This window comes from Pluralibacter gergoviae ATCC 33028 = NBRC 105706, from assembly GCF_001598855.1.
Classification (GTDB): Bacteria; Pseudomonadota; Gammaproteobacteria; order Enterobacterales; family Enterobacteriaceae; genus Pluralibacter; species Pluralibacter gergoviae.
Window position 1 is genome coordinate 310635 of sequence record NZ_BCZS01000002.1, and the last position, 23470, is coordinate 334104.

Annotated in this window: 19 protein-coding genes and 1 pseudogene; 14 read left to right on the forward strand and 6 right to left on the reverse strand. The window is 60.1% G+C overall.

The annotated features are described in order from the left end of the window. Nucleotides 1-177: 177 nt before the first annotated feature. The 3 genes from ENGE1_RS03865 (at nt 178) to ENGE1_RS03875 (ending at nt 3807) form a co-directional block, all read left to right on the forward strand. The gene (locus ENGE1_RS03865) at nt 178-951 is read left to right on the forward strand and encodes a siderophore-interacting protein (RefSeq protein ID WP_048254347.1); all 774 of its coding nucleotides are present in this window, start codon (nt 178-180) and stop codon (nt 949-951) included. A 477-nt stretch (nt 952-1428) separates the two neighbouring features. Then, the gene (gene ycaC / locus ENGE1_RS03870; RefSeq protein ID WP_043080677.1) at nt 1429-2064 is read left to right on the forward strand and encodes an isochorismate family cysteine hydrolase YcaC; all 636 of its coding nucleotides are present in this window, start codon (nt 1429-1431) and stop codon (nt 2062-2064) included. 324 nt (nt 2065-2388) lie between these two features. Beyond that, the gene (locus ENGE1_RS03875; protein ID WP_048254346.1) at nt 2389-3807 is read left to right on the forward strand and encodes an MFS transporter; all 1419 of its coding nucleotides are present in this window, start codon (nt 2389-2391) and stop codon (nt 3805-3807) included. Nucleotides 3808-3810: 3 nt separating this feature from the next. Here the strand turns inward: ENGE1_RS03875 and ENGE1_RS03880 are convergent, their stop codons facing one another. Together ENGE1_RS03880 and ENGE1_RS03885 are read right to left on the reverse strand one after the other, a co-directional pair. Continuing rightward, complete coding sequence (locus ENGE1_RS03880; RefSeq protein ID WP_162268880.1) at nt 3811-4266, reverse strand: DUF1269 domain-containing protein; 456 nt, start codon at nt 4264-4266, stop codon at nt 3811-3813. A gap of 34 nt (nt 4267-4300) precedes the next feature. Next, on the reverse strand, nt 4301-5161 hold the full coding sequence (locus tag ENGE1_RS03885) for an AraC family transcriptional regulator (RefSeq protein WP_043086262.1): 861 nt from the start codon (nt 5159-5161) through the stop codon (nt 4301-4303). A gap of 184 nt (nt 5162-5345) precedes the next feature. Between ENGE1_RS03885 and ENGE1_RS03890 the strand changes: the two genes are divergently transcribed. From ENGE1_RS03890 to ENGE1_RS03900, 3 genes are read left to right on the forward strand one after another with little or no spacing between them, the layout of a single operon-like run. Then, on the forward strand, nt 5346-7127 hold the full coding sequence (locus ENGE1_RS03890) for a DUF2264 domain-containing protein (protein ID WP_053075603.1): 1782 nt from the start codon (nt 5346-5348) through the stop codon (nt 7125-7127). A 31-nt stretch (nt 7128-7158) separates the two neighbouring features. Then, nucleotides 7159-8424 carry an oligosaccharide MFS transporter gene (locus tag ENGE1_RS03895; protein WP_045291289.1) on the forward strand — a complete coding sequence of 422 codons (1266 nt, stop codon included), beginning with the start codon at nt 7159-7161 and terminating at the stop codon, nt 8422-8424. Nucleotides 8425-8444: 20 nt separating this feature from the next. Continuing rightward, entirely contained in the window at nt 8445-9635 is a 1191-nt protein-coding gene (locus tag ENGE1_RS03900; RefSeq protein ID WP_048254340.1) for a glycoside hydrolase family 88 protein, read from the forward strand. Nucleotides 9636-9709: 74 nt separating this feature from the next. Here ENGE1_RS03900 and ENGE1_RS03905 read toward each other — a convergent pair whose 3' ends face one another. Further along, nucleotides 9710-11176, reverse strand: a complete 1467-nt coding sequence (locus tag ENGE1_RS03905; RefSeq protein WP_048254338.1) for an aminotransferase-like domain-containing protein — start codon at nt 11174-11176, stop codon at nt 9710-9712. Nucleotides 11177-11353: 177 nt separating this feature from the next. Here ENGE1_RS03905 and ENGE1_RS26695 point away from each other — a divergent pair, with 177 nt between their 5' ends. The 4 genes from ENGE1_RS26695 to ENGE1_RS03920 all read left to right on the forward strand — a co-directional run bounded on the left by ENGE1_RS26695 (nt 11354) and on the right by ENGE1_RS03920 (nt 14266). Beyond that, on the forward strand, nt 11354-11518 hold the full coding sequence (locus ENGE1_RS26695) for a DUF1127 domain-containing protein (protein WP_071199409.1): 165 nt from the start codon (nt 11354-11356) through the stop codon (nt 11516-11518). 122 nt (nt 11519-11640) lie between these two features. Beyond that, nucleotides 11641-12090 (forward strand): MarR family winged helix-turn-helix transcriptional regulator, encoded by a 450-nt coding sequence (locus tag ENGE1_RS03910; RefSeq protein ID WP_043086258.1) that lies wholly within the window; start codon nt 11641-11643, stop codon nt 12088-12090. Between the two features lie 18 nt (nt 12091-12108). Further along, nucleotides 12109-13176: an HlyD family secretion protein gene (locus ENGE1_RS03915; protein ID WP_043086256.1), complete on the forward strand. Its 1068-nt coding sequence runs from the start codon at nt 12109-12111 to the stop codon at nt 13174-13176. Nucleotides 13177-13180: 4 nt separating this feature from the next. Then, nucleotides 13181-14266 (forward strand): DUF2955 domain-containing protein, encoded by a 1086-nt coding sequence (locus ENGE1_RS03920; RefSeq protein ID WP_048254424.1) that lies wholly within the window; start codon nt 13181-13183, stop codon nt 14264-14266. A gap of 153 nt (nt 14267-14419) precedes the next feature. On the opposite strand, the gene ENGE1_RS03925 is transcribed toward ENGE1_RS03920, so the two are convergent. Both ENGE1_RS03925 and hpaB read right to left on the reverse strand, forming a co-directional pair. Continuing rightward, on the reverse strand, nt 14420-14929 hold the full coding sequence (locus tag ENGE1_RS03925) for a 4-hydroxyphenylacetate 3-monooxygenase reductase subunit (protein WP_048254335.1): 510 nt from the start codon (nt 14927-14929) through the stop codon (nt 14420-14422). A gap of 15 nt (nt 14930-14944) precedes the next feature. Continuing rightward, nucleotides 14945-16507: a 4-hydroxyphenylacetate 3-monooxygenase, oxygenase component gene (hpaB, locus tag ENGE1_RS03930; protein ID WP_048254333.1), complete on the reverse strand. Its 1563-nt coding sequence runs from the start codon at nt 16505-16507 to the stop codon at nt 14945-14947. Between the two features lie 296 nt (nt 16508-16803). Here hpaB and ENGE1_RS03935 point away from each other — a divergent pair, with 296 nt between their 5' ends. The 4 genes and pseudogenes from ENGE1_RS03935 to ENGE1_RS03950 form a co-directional block, all read left to right on the forward strand. Further along, nucleotides 16804-17253 carry a DcrB-related protein gene (locus ENGE1_RS03935; RefSeq protein WP_048254331.1) on the forward strand — a complete coding sequence of 150 codons (450 nt, stop codon included), beginning with the start codon at nt 16804-16806 and terminating at the stop codon, nt 17251-17253. Further along, nucleotides 17246-21475 (forward strand): RHS repeat-associated core domain-containing protein, encoded by a 4230-nt coding sequence (locus ENGE1_RS03940; RefSeq protein ID WP_048254330.1) that lies wholly within the window; start codon nt 17246-17248, stop codon nt 21473-21475. The genes ENGE1_RS03935 and ENGE1_RS03940 overlap by 8 nt, the downstream gene beginning before the upstream one ends. Before the next feature lie 11 nt (nt 21476-21486). Beyond that, nucleotides 21487-21792 carry a DUF7716 domain-containing protein gene (locus ENGE1_RS03945; RefSeq protein ID WP_045291419.1) on the forward strand — a complete coding sequence of 102 codons (306 nt, stop codon included), beginning with the start codon at nt 21487-21489 and terminating at the stop codon, nt 21790-21792. 121 nt (nt 21793-21913) lie between these two features. After that, a pseudogene (locus ENGE1_RS03950) lies at nt 21914-22357 on the forward strand (type IV secretion protein Rhs); the annotation flags it as partial. Between the two features lie 30 nt (nt 22358-22387). Here ENGE1_RS03950 and ENGE1_RS03955 read toward each other — a convergent pair. Further along, nucleotides 22388-23305, reverse strand: coding sequence for an IS3 family transposase (locus tag ENGE1_RS03955; protein ID WP_080964546.1), 918 nt, complete (start codon nt 23303-23305; stop codon nt 22388-22390). Nucleotides 23306-23470 lie beyond the last annotated feature (165 nt).

The window sequence follows — 23470 nt, forward strand, 5'->3', positions numbered from 1 at the left end:
TGGAAGAGAGGCAAATAATTAAGAATTGAGTTTATAATTAGTTGATATTTAATCATTTATTGATAATGTCTGTCATTGCCTGCGCTATATCAAAAAAAACTTGCTTTCTGTACAGATAGCAATCATTATCATTCTCATCAGTTTTAGATATATCTATTTATTGTGCGAGGTCTTTCCATGGCAACGAGTCAACAGCAAACAAAATATCCCCAGCGCGTGCGCAACGAACTGCGCTTTCGCGAACTTACCGTGCTGCGGGTGGAGCGCGCGGGCAGCGGATTCCAGCGCATCGTACTGGGCGGCGAGGCGCTGGAAGGCTTTACCTCGCAGGGTTTTGACGATCACACCAAGCTATTCTTCCCGCAGCCGGGCGTGCGCTTCACGCCGCCGGAGGTCACGGACGAAGGTATTGTCTGGGCCGACGGCCCGCGCCCGGCCAGCCGCGACTATACGCCGCTGTTCGATGCCGCCCGCGGGGAGTTGACCTACGACTTCTTTATTCACGACGGCGGCGTGGCCAGCGACTGGGCGATGGGGGCAAAGGTCGGCGATACGCTGACCATCGCCGGGCCGCGCGGATCGCTGGTGGTGCCGGAAGATTACGCCTGGCAGCTGTACGTCTGCGATGAGTCCGGCATGCCGGCGCTGCGCCGCCGCCTTGAGGGGCTGCAGAAGCTGTCAGTTCGTCCTGAAGTGAAAGCGATCGTCACCGTTGCCGACGCGGCGTGTCAGGACTATCTCGCCGACTGCGGGTTTGCGATTACGTGGATAGTCGGCCACGATGAAGCGGCCATTGTCCGGGCGCTGGCGGCGGTTAGCGTACCGGCGGAGGATTACTTTATCTGGATGACCGGAGAGGGCAGCGTGGTGAAAAATGTGGTGGACGGTTTTGTCACCGACGCCATTAATCCGCATCTGGTTCGCTCCCAGGCCTACTGGCATCGTAAGTAGCGGACAGTTCGTGGGGGGCTCAGGGCCCCCCACGAATCGATCGCTTTGCTTAATTATGGCGATATTATTATTCACTTTTATTTATGTATTAAAGGCTGCCCGGCCACTTGCCTGCAAATAACCTCGCTATTAACAGGGAAAACCTGCCTCCTACAAATCATTACAAAACTCGATGCGAAATATAACTCTCAGGCTTTAATTTTTATTCAATGTACGTTATCGTCAGCACTTACTTTTTTGATAATGAAATTAATACTGCAAAATAAGCTTGTGAATTATATGCTTATCATTGTGCCTTTCATTATTTGACAAGGTGAGGCTTGTTGACTATACCCACTCATTAATTTGGCATTCTCAAAAATAACCACTACCCTGATATGGCTATGATGGTAATGAGCTATGCTGTATTTAATGTTGCGGACCGAATTATGGGTCCAATTAACAAGTCCCATCTCTATTTCAACCAGAGGAAATAAAATGACTAAGCCTTATGTACGTCTTGATAAAGACAACGCCGCCGTACTGCTTGTTGACCATCAGTCTGGCCTGATCAACATTACCCGTGACTTCAACCCCGACCAGTTGAAAAACCGCGTTATCGGCCTCGGCCACCTGGCCAAGTTCTTCAATCTGCCGGTTGTACTGACCACCAGTTTCGAAAACGGCCCGAACGGTCCTATCGTGCCTGAACTGGTTGAGCTTTTCCCGGACGCGCCGTTCATCGCCCGCCCGGGTCAGATCAACGCCTGGGACAACGAAGACTTCGTCAAAGCCGTAAAGGCAACCGGCAAGAAACAGCTGATCATCGCCGGCGTCGTAACCGAAGTCTGCGTGGCGTTCCCGACCCTGTCCGCGCTGGCTGAAGGCTATGAAGTCTTTGTTATTGCTGACGCTTCCGCGACTTTCGATGAAATCTCCCGTCAGGCTGCGCTGGACAGAATGCAGGCCGCAGGCGCGCAGATCCTGACCTGGTTCGCCGCCGCTGGTGAGCTGCAGCGCGACTGGCGTAACGACATGGAAGGCTTTGCCGGTATTCTGGGGCCGCACATCGCGCCATACTCCAACCTGATTCAGAGCTTCGTTCGCGCTCAGGAAGAAGCAAAGAAGAACTAATTCCGCGCGATCCGGCAGGAAAGGATTCCTGCCTTTACGTAATATCCCCACACTTCATGCCTTTATTTCCCGCATTCTTTTAATAATTAAAATATCTCCGTAAAGTTCCGGCGTGACATTCTGCTGGCGGAAAATAATGACGTTCAAATTTTTACTGCGTCATTTAATAACAACATCAATAAATTTGAGAGTTCTGCGCCAATATTTATCAGCGCTAGTTTTTTATGCTTATTTTTTGCACCTGCCTGCCTAATTAAAAATTTAAAACCGCGCGTTTCCCTCTAGCATGTTGGTTCTAATAAAAAAACGAAACAGGGGTTGGTAATGAGTGAGTATGTGGCCGCCGGCAATGGCGCGGAGACCGTCCATCGGCCTTTTCAGCAACAGGATCTGGCGGCAAGAATTGACGCCCTTCCGGCGTCGGCAGGGCTGTGGAAATTTATTATTCTGCTGTCGCTGGGCGGCTTTTTTGAACTGTACGATCTCTTTCAGACCGGCTATATCAGCGGCGGGCTGGTGGCCGACGGTATTTTTCACCTCGGCGCCGCGGGCGTGTTCGGCGTTGCGGACCAGGCGGCGTTTGCCTCGGCGACCTTTCTGGGCCTGTTTGTCGGCGCCAGCCTGCTGAGCCCGTGGGCCGACAGGATCGGGCGGCGGGCGACCTTTATGTACGCTCTGCTCTGGTACGGGCTGTTTTCGCTGCTGATGGCCTTTCAGCACCAGGCCGAGTGGGTGATTTTCCTGCGCTTTATGGTCGGCATCGGCCTCGGCGTGGAGCTGGTGACAATTGATACCTATCTTTCCGAATGGGTGCCCGCGCACCTGCGCACCCGCGCCTTCGCCTTTGCTTTCTTTATCCAGTTTTTGTCGGTGCCGGCGGTGGCCCTGATGTCGTGGTGGCTGGTGCCGCAGACGATTTTTGGCCTCAGCGGCTGGCGCTACGTGGTGATTATTGGCGCCGTGGCGTCGCTTATCATCTGGGTAGTGCGCAAGGGGCTGCCCGAATCTCCCCGCTGGCTGCTGCAGCAGCGGCGCTTTCAGGAGACCCGGCAGGTGATGGCAGAGATGGAGCGGCGCTGCGGCGTCAGCGCCGCCGCCGATTTCCCGGCCAGCAGCGAGGCCGCCTCGCTTGAGCCGGTCCGCGGCCGCTTTAAAGATATCTGGTCTCCGCGCTACCGCGGGCGGACGATGATGCTGGTGGTGATGAACTTCTTTCAGGCCATCGGCTTTTTTGGCTTCGGTAACTGGCTGCCCGCGCTGCTGTCGGGCAAGGGGGCGTCGGTGACCCACAGCCTGCTGTACGCCTTCTTTATTACCCTGGCCTATCCATTAGGCGCGCTTATCTGCAGCCGCTACGCCGACCGGATGGAAAACAAATGGCAGATCGTACTCTCCTGCCTGACAACGGTGGTATTTGGCACGCTGTTCGCCATGCAGAGCAATCCCGCCTGGCTCATTCTGTGCGGCTTTTTCATCACCTGGTCTAACGCCTGGCTGACCTACAGCTACCACTCCTATCAGTCGGAGGTGTTTCCGACCCACATCCGCGCCAGGGCGGTCGGCTTTTGCTACTCCTTCAGCCGCCTGTCGACGGTGTTCAGCAGCATCATCATTGGGCTTATCCTGCAGTACAGCGGCGCAAGCAGCGCCATCGCCTTTATCGTAGTGAGTATGCTTATCGTGATGCTGACCATCGGTATTTTCGGGCCGAAAACCCGCGGCGTGGATCTGGAGGATATCTAACGGTCAGTCAGCCTGCGGCCGCAGCAGCGTGCCGCCGCAGGCGCGGACCAGCGCGTCGACCGCCTGAGGGGTCTCCTCGTCGACGTCGACAATCACCAGCGCGCTGCCGGTCCCAACGTTTGCCAGCAGCGACTGGATAACGCCGCCGTCGAGGGCGCCGTCAAAGGCATCGCGAAACGCGCCCAGCAGCGCGCCGAGCGAAGCGCCGGTAAACGCCCCCGCCGGGCCCGCCAGCAGGCCGATAAGGCCGCCGATAGCCGCGCTGCTGACGGTGCCCAGCAGCGGCCTGTCTTTCTCTTTCAGAACCTCAAGCGCGCCGCTGGCATTTTTATACAGCGCCGCCCCGGCGTGGATCACGAAGGGGCTGTCGGCGTCTCTCGATAGCGCCTTTAGCGCCTGGCTCACATCGTAGGCCTGATTCTTATCCGACAACATGGCAACGAGTATCTTACGACTCATGAGTTTAACCCTTTGATATGCCTGTCGTTCAGCGTCAGACAGGCGCATACGCTTTCCGATATTGTAGCGGGGTTTTGCCCATATTTTTGCGAAAGCAGGTAATAAACCAGGCATATTCAGGGAAACCGACCCGTTCTGCGATCTCCCGCACGGAGAGCGGCGTATGCAGCAGCAGATCGCAGGCCTGGCGAATGCGCCGCATCATCAGGTACTCCTGAATGGTGCCGCCGGTTTCGCTGTGAAAGCGCCGGGAGGTGTGGCCCCGCGAACAGCCCATCTCGCGGGCGATCTCCTCCAGCGAGCAGCGTTCGTGAAAGTGGCTCTCGATCCAGCGGATGACCGAGGCCGAAAAGGTGTTGTGCCCCCGGACGACCTCCTGGTGGGGCAGCAGGCTGAGCAGCTGCATGATCAGAAACGCGCTGTCGCTGATGCTGAAGGAATCGCTTTTGCTCAGCGTTTCAAAGCGCGCGAGCAGCGCCTCGATCATCGGCTGCTCCGCCTCAACGTCGAAGACCCGCGCCCTCTCGCCGTGGCCGCACAGATGGTGCAGCAGCATCTGCTGGCGCGGAAAATCGCGCAGGTACTGTTCGATAACGAGCCGGTCAAAGTGCAGGGTCGTGCGGTGGTAGAGGTTGTGCTCATCCTGCTCGACAAACACTTTGTGGATTTTACCCGGCGGAAAAATAAACACCCGACCGGGCTTGACGGTGTACTGCTGATTCTCCATCAGCGCCACGCCGACTCCCTGAGAAATAGAGAGGATCTCCACGCACTGGTGCCAGTGGTAGTAGTTGGCCGGCATGTTTTTCATGCGGTTGAAATAGATCGACTTGTCGTTGAGGCTGATTTTTTCCAGGTAGCTGCCGTCGGCCGCCTGAGGGCTTCGGTTGCTCATGAACGGACCCGCAAGGTTAACAAACTTAAATTTTTATCACCGGAGTGAAACTTTAACGCCAGATCGGCCTGAAATGTTGTTCATCATCGCGTGGTTAGTTTAGAAATACGACGATTGTCACATTTACGTTACCGATGGACTCCCTATCATATATCCGCAACAAGGAATGAAACGGGGTTTCAAAATGCGGACAAGAGAAGAGTATTGCCAGATTGCCGAACGGTGGTTAACCGACGCGCTGCCCTGGCTCACCCGGGGAAACACGCGGCTTAACGCCGGTGAAACGGCGGCGACCTACCCGGCCGACGTCGCGGGTATGGAGGGCTTTATACGCCTGCTGTGGATCCTGGTACCGCTGCTCGGCGGCGGCGAGGCCGGGCAACTGCGCGATACCTTCGTTGACGGCATTCGCCGCGGTACCGATCCCCACTCTCCGGACTACTGGGGCGATCTGGCGGATAACGATCAGCGCCTGGTTGAGATGGCGGCCTTCGGCATCGCGCTGTCCATGCCCGGTGCCGGCCTGTGGTCCGCGCTCAGCGCGGATGAGCAGCAAAATCTGCAGCGCTGGCTCAATCAGAGCACCGACGTCAGCATGCCGGACAACAACTGGCACTTCTTTCCGGTGCTGGTGCAGGTCGGCCTCAAGTGCGCGGGCTGCCGTTACGACATGGCGGTGATTGACCATCACCTTAACGCCCTTGAATCTTTCTGGCTGGGCAACGGCTGGTACTGCGACGGCCACGGTAAGCCGCGCGACTACTACATCTCCAGCGCCTTTCATTTCTACAGCCTGCTCTACGCCCACTTTATGCAGGACATCGATCCGGCGCGGGCGCTCTGCTACCGCCAGCGTGCCCGCCAGTTTGCCCAGGATTACGTGCACTACTTTACCGCCGGGGGCAGCGCCGTGCCTTTTGGCCGCAGCCTGATCTACCGTTTCGTGCAGGTGGCGTTCTGGAGCGCCGCCGCCTTTACCGGGCTGGACGTCTTCCCCATGCCGGTGCTCAAGGGGCTGATCCTGCGTCATCTCGACTGGTGGCTTGAGCAGCCCTTTATCAGCCGCGACGGCCTGTTCAGCCTCGGCTACACCTATCCGAATCTGGTGATGACCGAAGACTACAACGCGCCGGGATCGCCCTACTGGGCCGGTAAGGCGCTGCTGATCCTTGCCCTGCCTGCGGAAAGCGAGTTCTGGCAGTGCGAGGCGGCGGCGCTGCCTGCGCTGGAGACCGTCCATCCGGTCCCCGAAGCGGGGCAGATCATCGTTCACGCCGAGGAAAATCGCCACGTCTGGATGGTGATGTCCGGGCAGTATGACCGGAATAACTTCGTTAATTTTGACGCCAAGTACTGCAAATTCGCCTACTCAAGCCATTTCGGCTTTACCGTCGAACGCGGTCTCTACGGCCTGAACCACGTCGCCTGCGATTCAACGCTGATGTTCAGCGAACAGGACGGCTACTGGCGCGGACGCCGCGACTGCGAGTCGGTGACGATGAGCGGTAGCGCGATCCGCAGCGTCTGGCGTCCCTGGAAAGACGTTGTGGTCACCACGTGGCTGATTGCCCACGAGCAGGGCCACGTGCGTATTCATCGGGTTGAAACCCCGCGTCCGCTTGATTGTACAGAAGGAGGATTCGCCGTTAACCGCCACCATAGTCTGAGCGTACATCAGACGGCGCACGGCATTACGCTAAATACTACCTCCGGCAGCTGCCAGATAGCCGACCTGCTGGCCGACCGCCAGCCGCTCAGCGTCACGACGCCGCCGAACAGCAATATTTTGTATGCAGCACCGGGGGAGATCCCCTGTCTGAGCACCACGCTTCAACCGGGAACGCACTGGCTGGGCTGTTTGGTCCGCGCCGTGCTATCGCCTGCGTTGCCGCCTTCACCAGGGGTGTCATTCGATAGCGTAAACCAGGTGCTCACCCTTGATGAGAAAACCCTACAGATAAAATAAGTGACGCACCCGCGTGCGCGTGGAGATAACAATGATAAACCCCGTACAGTCGACCCGGTCGGCCTACATTAAACTCAGCTTATTTGTTTTCCTCTTTACCTTTACCTGGGCCGCAAGCTTCGGTCTGTACGCTATCTGGCTTGGCGATAAGGCGGGCCTCAACGGCGTGGAGATCGGGACCGTCTTTGCCGTTAACGGCGTTTTCGCGGTGCTGATTAAGCCGGTCTACGGCTACATCATGGATAAAATAGGCATGAAGAAGCACCTGCTCTATTTTGTCTGCCTGGTCTCGGCCCTGATGGCGCCGTTCTATATCTGGGTCTATTTACCGCTGCTTGAGGCCCACTTCGTCACCGGGATGATCGTCGGCGCGCTGTTCTTCAGCCTCGGCTGGTATGCCGGCGTGGCGGCGGAAGAGTCCTATACCGACCGCTTCAGCCGCCTGTACGATATGGAGTTTGGCCGCATCCGCATGTGGGCGGCGCTGGGCTGGGCGACGGCCTCCTCGTTCTCCGGCTACCTCTACAACATCTCGCCGGAGATTAACTTCACCATCAGCTCTGTGGCCGCCCTGTGCATGTTCTGCGTGCTGCTGACCCTGAAGGTCGATCAGTTCGGTAAAGAGGAAAATAACGTCCTGTCGAAAGAGAAGATTGTTATCGGCGACGTGTTTGCCCTGTTCCGCAACCGCAAGTTCTGGACCTTTGCCCTCTACATCGCCGGCGTGGCGTGGATGATGTTTATCGCCGAGCAGCAGTTCTCCCGCTACTTCGTCACCTTCTTCAGCAGCAAAGAGGAGGGCAACGCCATGTTCGGCTACATGAGCACCGTGCAGTCCGCGACCGAGTTCTTCGGCATGATGCTGGTGCCCGCCGTCGTTAACCGCATCGGCGCCAAGCAGGGGATGATCCTCACCGGGCTGGTCATCAGCCTGCGGCTTATCGTCTCCGGCCTGACGACCGATCCGCTGATCATCTGCCTGGTCAAGCCGCTGTACGGCATTGAAATTGCCCTGATTCTGGTCTCGGTATTCAAGTACATCGCCGAGCACTTCGACAAGCGCGTTAACGCCACTATGTATCTGCTGGGCTACCAGGCGATGGTTTACGTGGGCTCCGTGGTGATTGCGCCGCCGGCGGGCTACGGCTACCAGACCATCGGCTTTGAGCACACCTATCTGATTATGGGCCTGATCGCGCTGTTATTTACCGGTATCTCGACGATGACCCTGTCGGCCTGTACCCAACACAGGCAGCCGCCGGTAGTGCCCCGCCGCGAGCAGAAAGCCGTTCACTAAAGCAAAGAAGTGAGAAACTGATGTCTGACACTATCCATAAAGAAGTCATTGTCCCGCAGCGTCTGGGCGCCGGGGAGCGCATCGCGATCACCCGCAAAATCCGCGACGCCATGCCGGTGATCCTGGCCGCGGTTGACCGCAACCGCGACTACTTCGGCCAGCGTTTCCCGGATGCCGCCTGCAGGGACGGTGTTTATCCGATTATCGACAATCAGGAGTGGACCACCAGCTTCTGGACCGGCCAGCTGTGGCTGGCCTGGGAGTGGAGCGGCCAGCCCGCCTACCGCGCGCTGGCGGAGGAGCACGTGCGATCGTTTGGCGTACGTATCGCCAGGCGCGACCATACCAACCATCACGATCTCGGCTTTCTCTACAGCCTCTCCTGCATCGCCGCCAACAAATTGACCGGCAGCCGTGAGGCGAAGTACATCGCCCTGCAGGCGGCAGAAGTACTGATGGAGCGCTACCACGAGAAGTGCGGCATTATTCAGGCCTGGGGCGAGCTCAACAACCCCGAGCAGCAGGGGCGGATGATCATCGACTGCAATATGAATCTGCCGCTGCTCTACCAGGCGTCCTTAATGACCGGCGACGACCGCTACCGCCGCGCGGCCGAACAGCACATTGAGCAGGCCCGGCGCTATATCGTGCGCGAGGACGGTTCCACTTTCCATACTTACTATATGGACGTGCGCACCGGCGAGCCGCGCTTTGGCAACACCCACCAGGGGTTCTCCGACGACTCCTGCTGGTCGCGCGGCCAGGCGTGGGGCGTGTACGGTTTTCTGCTTAACTACCTCTACACCGGCGATGAAAAGCTGCTGGCGCTGAGCCAGACGCTGGCCAACTACTTTATCAACCGCCTGCCGGAAGATCTTATCTGCTACTGGGACCTGGCCCTGACCGATCCCCGCAGCGAGCGCGACAGCTCCGCCAGCGCCATTCTGGCCTGCGGCCTGCTGGAGCTGGTGCGCCAGCTGCCGGTCAGCAACCCGGATCGCGAAAGCTACGAAGCGGTGGCGCTGCGCACCCTTGAGAAGATGATTGACGACTATCTCAATAAGCAGCACCGGGCGGGCGAGGGACTTTTAAAGCATTCCGTGTACCACTTCAACGGGAACGTGGGCGTGAACGAGTGTTGTTCGTGGGGTGATTATTACCTTATGGAGGCCATAACCAGGGCGATGACATCCTGGAACAGCTATTGGTGATACGCGACAGGATGTTGCAGCGCCTGCATATGCCACCCCGGTTCTGCGGAACCGGGATTGATGCAGGCGTTTTTTTATTGTCTGAATCCGTTAATCGCGCCATTTGCCATCACAACACTTTCCTCCGGCGCCTCTATCGCCCGATAAATCGCCTCCCCAAGTTGCGCCATCACCGCCCGGTGCTTCTCGTCCGGCGGCAGGGCGCAGTTGATACGCAGGCAGTTGCGGTACTTGCCGGAGGCGGAGAACAGCGAGCCGGGGGCCACCTGAATTTTCAGGCGCCGCAGCTGGGTGGCGACGCAGACCATATCGACCTCTTCCGGCAGCTCGACCCACAGCATATAGCCGCCCTGCGGCCGGGTCAGGCAGATGCCACAGGGGAAATACTGGCGGCACCAGCCGCTGTAGATCTCGATATTTGCCTGATAAATCTGGCGCATTTTACGCAGGTGGCGGTGATAGTGCCCTTCGCGCACGAAGGCCGCCACCGCCAGCTGGGTCGACGGTACGTTGGTGGCGCTGGCGGCATACTTCATGTGCAGCACCCGGTCACGGTAGCGGCCCGGCACCACCCAGCCGACGCGCAGGCCCGGGGCCACGGTTTTGGTAAAGGAGCTGCACAGCAGCACCCGGCCGTCGATGTCCCAGGATTTGAGGGTGCGCGGGCGCGGATAGTCGTTGGCAAGCTCGCCGTAGATATCGTCTTCAAAAATGGCGATATCGTAGCGCTGGGCCAGCGACAGCACCTGGCGCTTGCGGGCGTCCGGCATTACAAAGCCGAGCGGATTGTTGCAGTTGGCGACGAGAATCACGCCTTTGATCGGCCACTGCTCGAGGGCCATCTCCAGCGCTTCGACGCTGATGCCGGTCTGCGGGTCGGTGGGGATCTCGATGGCCTTGATATCAAACCCGCGCAGCATCTGCATGGTGCCGTAGTAGCAGGGGGACTCAACCGCCACGATATCGCCCGGCTTGCAGACGGCCAGCAGGGCGATAGAGAGCGCCGCGTGGCAGCCGCTGGTCACGACGATATCGTCGGCGCCGGCGACCGTCCCGCCGTCGAGCATCAGGCGGGCGATCTGTTCGCGCAGCTCGCGGCGGCCGGGCAGCGAGTCGTAGCTGAAGATCTCGCCCGGATTGTGCTGGATAACCCGGCTCATCTCCCGCCACAGCGGCCGCAGCGTGGGCTGCTCAACGTCCGGCGAGCCGCCGCCGAAGGCGGTGATGGTTTTATCGTGCCGGGCATCGAGCATGGTCAGCACCTGATCCCACTGGGTCACCTCGACGGGCCGCTGGGCCGGACGGGTCATCGCCGGCACCGGCGGCAGCGCCTGGCGCGGGGCGACGAAATAGCCCGAGCGCGGCTGCGGCACAATGAGCCGACGGCTCTCCAGCAGCCGGTAGGCCTGCTGGACGGTGCTGATGCTGACGCCGTGCTGCCGGCTCAGCGTCCGGACCGACGGCAGCTTCTCCTTCTCGCCGTACAGCCCCTGCTCAATGCGCGCGGCAAGCAGGTCTGCCAGATGCTGGTATCGGGTCATGCTGTATCCTCGCGTTTACCATACAGATGCGGGTGAGCAGTACAGATAGAGATCCGTAGCGCCGTTCAGCGCCAGTATTACCCGATCTGTATGTTAAAAAAAAGTATAATTTGAATCTGTATTGCAACCTCCTCTTGCGGCGATGATAGCCCCACAGACGCGATGAGGAGGTGCAGCATGGAGTACGACGTAAACCGGGCCAGACGGCCATTTATTTTCTATATTCTGCTGGGGCGCTGGCTGCGCCAGCAGTGGCGCATCTGGCACACCCGACGGGCGCTGAGACGCCTTAGCGATGAGCAGCTTAAAGACGTAGGTCTGCGCCGCGATGACGTGTGTTAACCCCGCCGCCCGGCTATCCTGCCGGGCAAATTTTATCCAATACCTGCGTTGTTAAATATCGTTCCTTGATACTTATCACGATAACTATTAAGTTAATAACCGTGATAAACAAGGGCGCAACAATGACTGAAGATGAACTGTTTAACCGCCGCACGCTGGGGATGCGCATGGCGATGGTGGTGCGCCAGTGGCGGGCCATTATTGACGATGCCGTGACCGACACCGGCCTGACCCAGTCAAGCTGGACGGTGATGATGCAGCTCTCCCAGCTCGGGGATAACGTCTCGGTCAGCGAACTGGCGGAGGTGCAGGGCATTGAACTACCGCCGCTGATGCGTACCCTTGCCCAGCTTGAAAAGCAGGGCTACCTGCTGCGTACGATATCGCCGTACGACAAGCGCTGCCGCCTGCTGCAGCTGACGCCGAAGGGGCGCGCGCTGCTGCAAACGCTAACCGAGGTTATCGAAGCGTCCCAGCAGCGGGTAACACAAAACATTCCCGCTGCGGATATGGACACCTTCAGCAATACGCTCAACCAGCTCGCCTGCAATATGCGCCACCTGCGCAAATAACGATAAAAGACAGTAAACATGATGACGCCTGAACAGAAGTTTGCCCGCTGGGTGCGGGTCAGTATTGCCATCTTCCTGCTGATGTTCGGCTGGTTTATCCTCGCCGACATCTGGATCCCGCTGACGCCGGACTCCACCGTCATGCGCGGGGTGACGCCGGTCTCCTCAAGGGTTTCCGGCTACGTCTCCCGCGTCTACGTGCACAACAACAGCGCGGTGAAGCAGGGCGATCTGCTCTACGAACTGGATCCGACGCCGTTTATCAATCGCGTCGAGGCGGCGACCATCGCCCTTGAGCAGGCCCGGCTCAGTAATCAGCAGCTGGATGCGCAGATAGCCGCCCAGCGGGCGAACCTGAAAACCGCCGAGCTGAACGCCCGCAACGATCGGGTCACCTTCGAGCGCTACCAGCGGCTCGGCAAGATGCAGAACGTGTCGCAGCAGGATCTCGACCGGGTGCGCACCACCTGGCAGAGCAGCGAGCAGGCGATAAGCCAGCTGCGGGCGACCATCCGCAATCTGCAGATCCAGCGCGGCGAGTCGGATGAGGATCGCAACGTGACCATCCAGAAGTACCGCAACGCGCTGGAGCAGGCGCAGCTCGATCTCGGCTGGGCGCAGGTGCGGGCGGAGACCGACGGTACCGTCAGCAACCTGCAGCTTAATCCTGGGGTGTATGCGTCGGCGGGCACTGCGGTGCTGGCGCTGGTCAGCGAACGTAACGACATCGTGGCCGACTTCCGTGAAAAGAGTCTGCGCCACACCCGGCCCGGCACCGACGCGGCGGTGGTGTTTGACGCCCTGCCGGGCAAGGTGTTCCGCGCCCACGTTTCCAGCCGCGATGCCGGGGTGCTGGCCGGACAGGAGGCGGTTAGCGGCCAGCTGTCGCAGCCGGAGACCTCCAACCGCTGGGTGCGCGACGCCCAGCGGATGCGCATTCACGTGGTGCTCGACGAGCCGCTGGATATTCAGCTGCCCACCGGCGCGCGGGCCACGGTACAGCTCTATAACCGCGAAGGTCCGCTGGCGAGCTTCTGCGCCGGGCTGCAGATCCGCCTGATCAGCATTCTCCACTATGTCTACTAATAAGATGGACTCGATCAATACCCTGGCGCGGGTCTTCACGCCCCACGACAACGTGATGTTCACCGCCAACGACTTTCGTCAGACCCTGCGCATTGCCTTTGCCGGGACCATCGCCCTGAGCATCTCCACCTTTTATAACGTGCAGTTCGGCGTCTTCTATGTGGTTTATCCGGTGATGCTGCTGTCGCTGGTGCCGGTATTTAGCGCCCACGTCGCCCGGCAGTTTATCGCCAGCGCGGCGGTGAACTGCGTCGAAATGGTGCTGATTGCCGGCTATCTTTCACGCTGGCCGGTTATCATGACGATGGTGGTTTTTGCCCTCTACACGATACGTTTTCGCTTTATGAGCAAGGGGCCGCTGTTCCTCTTCGGTTCGATGGGCGTGGTGTGTCAGAGCACGATGCTCAACTTTATGAGCTATTCGACCAACAGCTGGCACACGCTGCTGTTTTCCAATATGGAGGCCTGCCTGCTGGCGGTGGCGCTCAGCGCGCTGATGAACTACCTCCTGCCGGACGTTGAGCCGCGCCAGCCGCCGCCGCGCATTGAGAAAGACGCCGCCCGTATCCGCCACGAATATCTGCTGGCCGGCACGGTGGCGACCATTAACTTCGTGGTATTTCAGGTGTGCGATCTCAGCGATTCGCTGTCGGCGCTGATGGCCAGCATTCTGGTGCTGTTTCCGATGACCTATCGCGGCGCGGTGCTCAGCTCCCTGTGGCGGGTGGTCGGCGTGGCGCTGTCGTGCCTCTATATCCTGCTGGTGCAGATCCTGCTCTACGATCACAGCAGCCACATGGTGCTGATGATGCCGCTGATCGGCCTCGGCCTTGCCTTCAGCGCCCGGCTGCACGTAATGGAGAAGGTCGGGGCCGGGGTGGGTTTTTCGAGCATCACCACCATCGGCATTATGTTCGGGCAGAATATGCATCCGGAGCAGGACCTGGTGTTCAGCGATCTCTATCGCGTCGCCTCGGTCACCGTTTCGCTGCTGGTCACCCTCACGGTGGTATTTCTGGTCCACCGGATCCTCAATCTCTTCGCGCCGACGCGGTTTATCGTCACCGACCCGGCGCAGGCGGCGAAATAGCCTCGGACAGCCACCTTTGTGGAACAGAGGATAAAGCCGCTGAAAAAGAGGGATGCGCTGGTGATGAATAACAACAGCGGGGGGTTGCCGGAGAGCCGCTATTCATTCTAAGAGATACGGGCCTGAACGCCGGCGCGTTCAGGCCTGAGGGCGTTATGCCGTTTCTGCGGCCAGCATGACCGGATGAAATTGCCGCCGGAAATAGATCAGGCCGTGCCCGTCGTCGCTGAGGATAATATTCTCGATCTCCACCAGATAGACAAGGTGCGTGCCGATGGTCTGCACCTGGCTGATTTTGCCCTCCAGGCTCGCCAGCGCGCCCTTCAGTACCGGTTGCTTCAGCGGGCCGCGCTGCCAGCAGGATTGACTGAAGCGCTCGGCCATCGCCATCCCGGTCATCCCGGCAAAGTGGCGCGCCATCAGCTCCTGCTCATGGTTGAGTACGTTTACGCACATCCTGCCGTTGCCCCGGAACACCGGGTTCATGGCGCTGCTGGCGTTAATGCACACCATCAGCGACGGCGGCGTATCGGTTACCGAGCAGACGGCGGTGGCGGTGATCCCGCACTGGCCCGCTTTCCCTTCGGTAGTGACAATATTGACCGCCGCCGACAGGCTGGCCATGGCCTCGCGAAAGCGCAGGCGCTGTTCATCCAGTTGCATAGCTTTCTCCCGCCGCTATTTCAGCAGCTTATCGAGCATGTTGATATCGGTATTATTGTGCAGGTGCGGCACGGTCCAGCCGTGCTGATCGTATTCCGCCAGGCAGCGGTCGACCATCGCCATCATTTTGTCCATGTTGCCGGAGGTCTGCGCCTGGCGCAGGCACTGCAGGCGTACCTCGTCCTGGCTGCCGGAGTAGTTGATCTCGTACAGCTCGTGGCGGCCGCCGAACTCGCTGCCGATGGCGTCCCACATCAGCTTGAGGATCTTGATCCGCTCTACGTGATCCATGCCGTTCGACCCGCGCACGTACTTCGCCAGGTACTTATCGATCTGCGGGTTATGCAGATCCCGGGCGCTGGACGGCAGGTAGATAAGGCCGCTGGTGACGTTGCGCTCAATGATATTTTTGATCTTGGCGTAGGCCATCGGGGCCATCACGCGGTAGGTCTGCAGTGCGGCGTGGTCCGGCAGGTACGCGCCGTTAACCCACGGCGTCGCCTCCGAGCACATGGAATCACTCAGCGCCCAGAACATGTTGCGCCAGGCCACCACCTCGCCGAGATCCGCCTGCACGCCGCGAAACTCGGCGGTACCGGTGCACTCCAGCGACTTTTTCAGCAGGGCGGTAATGAAGTCCAGCTTGACGCCCAGGCGCACGCAGGCCTGCAGCGGGTACATGCGAGCGAAGCCGCCCTCCATGCTCCAGCGGCGGCAGCGGTCGAAATCGCGGTAGATCAGCACGTTTTCCCACGGGATCAGCACATTATCCATCACCAGGATCGCGTCGTTCTCGTCGAAGCGGCTGGAGAGCGGGTAGTCGTAAGGCGAACCGGTCGCACCGGCCACCATCTCGTAGGAGGCGCGGGAGATAAGCTTCACGCCGTCGGCATCCATCGGGGCGACGAACATCAGCGCGAAGTCGGGATTCTCGCCCATCACCTGGGCAGAGCCGAAGCCTATCATGTTGTAGTGGGTCAGGGCCGAGTTGGTGGCCACCACCTTCGCGCCGCTGACGATAATCCCGGCGTCGGTCTCTTTTTCTACCTTAATGAAAACGTCCTTCACCTCATCGGCGGGTTTGTGGCGGTCGATAGGCGGGTTCACGATGGCGTGGTTAAAGTAGAGCCCGCACTCCTGAATGCGGGTGTACCAGTTGCGGGCGTTCTGCTCGAACTGGCCGTAAAAGCCGGGATTTGCGCCGAGCGCGCTGCCAAACGCCGCCTTGTAGTCCGGCGTGCGGCCCATCCAGCCGTAGCTCAGGCGCGACCATTCGGCGATGGCGTCGCGCTGCTGGCGCAGGTCGTCGGCACTTTTCGCCACCCGGAAAAACTTATGCGTATAGCCGCCGCTGCCGGTGTCGGTATTCCAGCACAGGCTGTCCTGCATCTCCGGTTTGTGCAGGGCGTCGTAGAGCTGGGCCACCGAGGCGGCGGCATTGCGGAACGCCGGATGGGTGGTAACGTCTTTCACGCGCTCGCCGTAAATATAGATCTCGCGGCCGTCCTGCAGGCTCTTCAGGTACTCTTCTCCGGTCAGCGGACGTCTGGCATCACTACGGTAATCTTCTGGTTTCATTGCAGGCCTCGGGTCATCGGATTTAATGTTAAATTTATGTTTTGTTTTTGTTGTCTAATTGAAGGCGCTAAGGCGCGCGCCGTGAAGAGACGTTTCGGGCGATAGCGGGTACTTTTCACCAGCGGAGAGGGTCGGCGTGGGAAAGTGTGCGCGGGATCGGATGGGTGGGGGGAGCGAACCATTTTGCTTAGCGGTTTTGTGCGCACAGGGCGGCGATTTTCGGAGCGCCGGCGATTTTATTTTCACGTCACTTTATGCGATGCTCGGGCCCTGATTACGTAAAAGGACCTTGCATAATGCCTGATTACGCCCGCTGCGCCTTCAGCGAAGGCAGCGTCGCCCTGCCGGAAGGCTACCGCGACCGTACCGTTAACGTGCTGCTGGCCGGTGACGATTTTTCACCTTCCGTCAACATTTCCCGCGATGGGTTGCATGCGGATGAGACGCTCGCCGACTACATTGACCGCCAGCTCGAGTCTCTGTCGAAGGCGCTTAAGGGCTGGGTTCTGAAGGGGCGCGATCCTGCCGCCCTCGGCGGTAGCGTGCACCGCGGTGAGCGCGTCACCGCCAGCTACCTGCGCGACGGCAAGCGCATCTGGCAGCAGCAGGCGGTGTTTGCCCTGCCGGATGGACCGGTACTGGTCTTTACCCTGGCCCATACCCGCAAGCTGACCCCGGACGACGAAGCGCTGCTGGCGCAGGTGCTGGACAGCTGGCAGCCGCCGCAGGAGAACCTCGGTGGGTGAGGCGGCGCGCGTCGGCGATGCCATCGGCCACTCCCACGCCCTGGCGGGGATGATTGCCGGGACGATTGTCGGCGGGCTTATCGCCGCTGCCGGCGCCGTTGCCTCCGGCGTCCTGTTTGCGGCGGGACTGGCGTCATCCTGTTTCGGGATTGGCGTGCTGCTGGTGGGGGCCAGTATCGGCCTGGGTTATCTCACCGGAGAACTGGCGACCGCCGCGAGGGACGGCATCGCGGAGGCGGGCGCCGGCAGCCTGTCGCCCTCGGGTGTCATCCTGACCGGCTCCCCCAATGTTTTTATTAACGGTAAGCCCGCCGCTATCGCCACCGTCAGCCGGGTTGAGTGCGACCAGGACGGCCCGGCGATGCAGATGGCGCAGGGCTCTGACAGCGTCTTTATCAACGGCCAGCCCGCCTCCCGCATTGGCGATAAAACCAACTGCGACGCTCAGGTGATGGAGGGCTCTCCCAACGTCCGCATCGGCGGCGGCACCGCCACCACGCTGCCCATCAAGCCCGAAGTGCCGGACTGGCTGTATAAGGTTTCCGACCTGACGCTGCTGTTTGCCGGCCTGGTGGGGGGGCTTGGCGGGGCGGCGAGTAAAGTCGGTAAGCTTGGCAAACTGCTGAGTAAAATCCCCGGCATTAACAAAATAGGCCGCGTCGCCTGCCGCTTTGGCACCCTGATGACCGCCAGCGCCGCGGCGGGCATCATCGCCCGCCCGGTGGATATCACCAGCGGACAGAAGTTCCTCTCCGGCGAGGACGACCTGGACTTCACGCTCCCCTCGCGCCTGCCGGTCGAGTGGCAGCGCTACTGGCGCAGCGGTAACCCGGCGGAGAGCGTGCTGGGCCGCGGCTGGAGCCTGTTCTGGGAGAGCACCCTCGAACCGTATCAGGACGGCCTGGTGTGGCGCGCGCCCTCCGGGGACTACGTCTCCTTTCCCCGCGTACCGCGCGGGCACAAGACTTACTGCGAGGCGGAAAAGTGCTGGCTGATGCACAACCCGGACGGCAGCTGGCAGGTGTTCGACGTCAGCGAGGAGGCCTGGCACTACCCGCCGTTGCCCGATGGCGCCCCGGCCCGCCTGAGCATGATGACCGACGCCACCGGCAACGCCACCTCGCTGTTTTATAACGACGCGGGCCACCTCAGCGAGCTGGTGGACAGCGCCGGGCAGCGCCTCTTCTGCCGCTATCTCACTACTGCAAATGGCCACGTCCGCCTCGCCGCCGTCCTGCAGCATAGCCCGCAGGGGGAGCTGCTGCGGGTGCGCTACGACTATGACGACGAGGGCCAGCTGACGGCGGTCCTCAACGCCGCCGGCGAGGCGACCCGCCGCTTCGGCTGGCGGGACGGGCTGATGGTCAGTCATCAGGACCGCAACGGTCTGCTGAACGAGTACCGCTGGCAGGAGATTGACGGCCTGCCGCGCGTGGTGGCCTGGCGGCACAGCGCCGGAGAGTCGCTGACGCTGCACTACGACTTTGATGCGGGCGTGCGCCGGGCGGTGCGCGACGACGGCAGGCAGGCCGTCTGGCAGCTCGATGACGACGATAACGTGGCGCAGTTTACCGACTTCGACGGTCGAAAGACGGCCTTTATCTATGAGCGCGGCGAGCTGTGCGGCGTGGTGCTCCCCGGCGGCGGTCTGCGCCAGAGCGAGTGGGACAACTACGGCCGCCTGCTGAGCGAAACCGACCCGCTGGGCCGCACCACGACGTATCAGTATTCGCGCAACAGCGGCCGCCTGTTTTCGCTGACGCTCCCCGACGGCAGCCGGCAGTTCCAGCAGTGGGACCCGCTGGGCCGGCTGACGCAGCAGACCGACGCCCAGGGCAACGTCACCCGCTACAGCTATCCCGACGACGAGGAGAGCCTGCCGTCGGCCATCACCGACGCGCTGGGCGGCGAGGTGCGGCTTGAGTGGAGCGCGCAGGGGCTGCTGACCCGCTACGTGGACTGCTCCGGCAGCGTAACGGCGTACGCGTACGATGCCCTCGGCCAGCTGACGCACCTCACCGACGCCGAGGGGCACCTCACCCGCTACCGCTGGAACAGCATCGGCGAGCTGCAGGCCATCCTGCACCCGGACGGCAGCGAGGAGCAGTTTGACTGGAACGCCTGCGGGCAGCTGGCGGCCCACCGCGACCCGCTCGGCAGCGAGACCCGCTGGCAGTACAACCCGCTGGGGCAGCCGGTGAGCATCACCGACCGCATCGGCCGCACCCGCCGCTATCACTACGGCCCGCGCGGCTGGCTCACCCGGCTGGAGAACGGCAACGGCGGCGACTATCAGTTCAGCCACGATGCCGTGGGGCGCCTCACCGGCGAGCGCCGCCCGGACCACAGCGACCATTTTTATCTCTACGGCGCCGACGGCCAGCTGACGGAGCACCGCGAGACCGGTCCGCACAACGCCTCCGCGCCGCCGGCCCACCGCCTGCACCGCTTCCGCTTCGACGCCGCGGGCCAGCTGGTCTGGCGCGGCAGTGACGATGCGGAATGGGAATATCGCTACGACCCGGCCGGGCGGATGACCGCCGCGACGCGCGCGCCCACCGCCGCCGGCGCGGCGCTGGGCATTGAGGAAGACATCGTAGAGCTGGCGTATGACAAGGCCGGCAACCTGCTGAGCGAGCGGGGCGTTAACGGCGAGGTGGGCTACGCCTGGGACGCCTTGTCCAACCTGCAGAGTCTGACCCTGCCGCAGGGCGACCGGCTGGCGTGGCTGTACTACGGTTCCGGCCACGCCAGCGCGATGAAGTTCAACGACCAGCTGTTAAGCGAATTCACCCGCGACCGTCTGCACCGGGAGACCGGCCGCAGCCAGGGCGCGCTGTACCAGCGGCGCGGCTACGACGCGCTGGGCCGCCGCAGCTGGCAGAGCAGCGGCTTTGCGCAGGGGATCGTTACCCGCCCGGAAGAGGGCGTGCTGTGGCGCACCTTCCGTTACACCGGCCGGGGCGAGCTGGAATCGGTACATGATGCGCTACGCGGCGACGTCCACTACGGCTACGACCCGGAGGGGCGCCTGCTGCAGCACCTTGAGCCGAGGCAGAATCCGCTGGCCCGCCGCCTGCAGTACGACCAGGCGGACAACCTGGTCGATGCGCCCCCCGTCCCAGTGGTCAGCAACCGGCTGGCGCACTGGCAGCGGCTGTTTTACCGCTACGACGCCTGGGGCAACCTGGTCAGCCGCCGCAGCGGCCTGAGCGAGCAGCACTACGTCTACGACGCGGACAACCGGCTGCTGCGGGCCAGCGGCCACGGCCCGCAGGGTGACTTCAGCGCACAGTACCACTACGACGCGCTGGGCCGGCGCACCCGCAAGACGGTCGCTTATAAGGGTAAGCGCCCGCAGACCACCCGCTTCCTGTGGCAGGGCTACCGGCTGCTGCAGGAGCAGCGGGACAACGGCACGCGGCGCAGCTGGGCCTATGACCCGGCCAGTCCGTGGACGCCGCTGGCGGCCATCGAGCAGGCGGACGGCGGCCCGCAGGCGGATATCTACTGGCTGCACGCTGACCTGAACAGCGCCCCGCTGGAGGTCACCGACGCCGACGGTCATCTGCGCTGGTCCGGGCAGTACGACACCTTCGGCAGGCTGAAGGGGCAGACCATAGCCGGCGCCGCGCTGCGCGAGGGCGCCACGTATGACCAGCCGCTGCGCTACGCCGGGCAGTACGAGGACGCCGAGAGCGGGCTGCACTATAATCTGTTCCGGTACTACGATCCGGAGGTGGGGCGGTTTACGGTGCAGGATCCGATAGGGCTGGCGGGTGGGTTGAATCTCTACTCGTATGCGCCGAATCCTATGGGTTGGGTGGATCCTTTAGGATTATATAATGGTGAGGGAGAACGTGATCTAGGGAAATATCATGTTTTTCATGAGCATATGCTCGACTCCTCTGAATACAAGATGACGGATAAAGAGCACTTTAGTCGTGCAAATGAATCAGTATATAAGCGTTTACAAGTAGACCCTGACTTTAAACGAGAGTTACAGGTTAAATACCCTGGTGTTGTGGAACACGTACAACCAATGAAAAATGGTAAATTCAGAGGATCATCACCTAAAGGGATGACGTGGCATCATGGCGACTCCCCTGGATCACTACAGCTTGCTGATTTTAATGATCACAAAAATTACCATAAAATTTATCATCCAGATGGTACTGGTGGTCGTAACAAATGGGGTGGCGGGACATCTTGCAGAAAATAGAGGAGTGTTAAATGATTGTTATTGAAGGTTTTAATAAGTTACTGCAAATGAAAGATAGTTTGCCTGATGTAGGTTGGCTGTATGTTGCGCCATCGTTTAATCTTTCTTCAAAAGAAAATATAGTCAATGGTAGTTATTACCTTGCTCAAAATGAAGATGAGGAAATGGATTTTGAAGATAACTACGGCACTTTCCTTGAAGCGCCGATTTTTAAGGCCATTATTGACAATAAGCTAGAGCATAATCCTTCTTCCGGAGGTGACGAACTTCTAAACGCAGTGCGTTATTACATCGAAAACGATGATTTTCAGGACTGAAAAATCTAAAAGCTTCTTTGCTGCCTTTCTGACCATGTCATAGCACGCTGTATTGACTCTAATTACGCAGAGGTGCACACAATGAAAGCAGTTAGCATTGCTGATGTTAGCTTCCTCCACTATCACAGTTTCGAAGAAGGGCGTGCTGTGGCGCACCTTCCGCTACACCGGCCGGGGCGAGCTGGATTCGGTCCGCGACGGGCTGCGCGGCGACGTCCACTACGGCCACGACCCGGAGAGGTGCCTGCTGCAGCACCTGGAGCCGCGGCAGAATCCGCTGGCCCGCCGCCTGCAGTACGACCTGGCGGACAACCTGGTCGATGAGCCTCCCGTCCCGGTGGTCAGCAACCGGCTGGCGCACTGGCAGCGGCTGTTTTACCGCTACGACGCCTGGGGTAACCTGGTCAGCCGCCGCAGCGCCCTGAATGAGCAGCACTACGTCTACGGCGCGGACAACCGGCTGCTGCAGGCCAGCGGCCCCGGCCCGCAGGGCGACTTCAGCGCACAGTACCACTACGACGCGCTGGGCAGGCGCACCCGCAAGACGGTCACTTACAAGGGTAAGTGATCCTACCCATGTAATGTGGACACAGCTCTAAGCGAGGTTTTCATTTTCAAATTGTTCCGGACTGAGACCGCCGCAGGCACTGTGACGACGCCACCGATTGTAATCACACTCGATATAATTAAATACCGTTGTCCGCATAATTTCCCGGCTAATAAAGTGCTCGCCGTGGATGCATTCCACTTTCAGCGTGTGAAAGAAGCTTTCCGCACATGCGTTATCGTAGCAGTTGCCTCTGGCGCTCATGCTTCCATGCAGTTTGTGCCGCTTCAGCAGTGCCTGATAATCTGCTGAACAGTACTGCCCGCCGCGATCCGTGTGAACGATAACCTCTTCTGGTCGTTTACGCCGCCACAGGGCCATCTGAAGTGCATCGCAGGCAAGCTGCGCCGTCATCCGTGAGGACATCGACCAGCCGATAACCGCACGTGACCACAGGTCGATGACCACGGCAAGATAAAGCCAGCCCTCCTCAGTACGTAAGTAAGTGATGTCACCACACCACTTCTGGTTCGGGCCACTGGCGAAAAAATCCTGTTTCAACAGATTCTCTGAGACCGGCAGGCCGTGCTCACGGTAGCTGACCGGGCTGAAGCGACGTGGGGCCTTCGCCCGCAGTCCCTGACGGCGCAGGCTTGAGGCTATCGTTTTCATGTTATACGTCAGGCCCTGCTCGCGTAGTACCTCTGCCAGCCGGGGTGCACCGTAGCGCTGTTTCGCCTGAAGGAATGCGTCGTGGGCAATGCTGTCGCAATCGTCGCGGAAACGCTGGCGTGCATTAATCACGCGGCAGCGGCGACGCCAGGCATAAAGCTGAGACTCATAAAGGGAGAGTTCGCGGGCAGCGGCGGCAACGCCTATTCGCTCAGCAAGCTTCAGGGCTTCGCTGCGGTATTCAGGCGAATACTGTTTTCTTGGCTTCTTACTTACGTTTGCTGATTTAGTCATGTGAGTCACCTCTGTCTGAGAGTTTAATCACTTAGTCGCGTGTCCACATTATGAGGGGAGGATCAGGAAACGTTAATTGATGGAAAGCACGTCTGGACTGAGAAAAATTTAGACCAGATGTAATCTAACAGATACCTGTATAAATAACCGGTAACTGTCAGATCA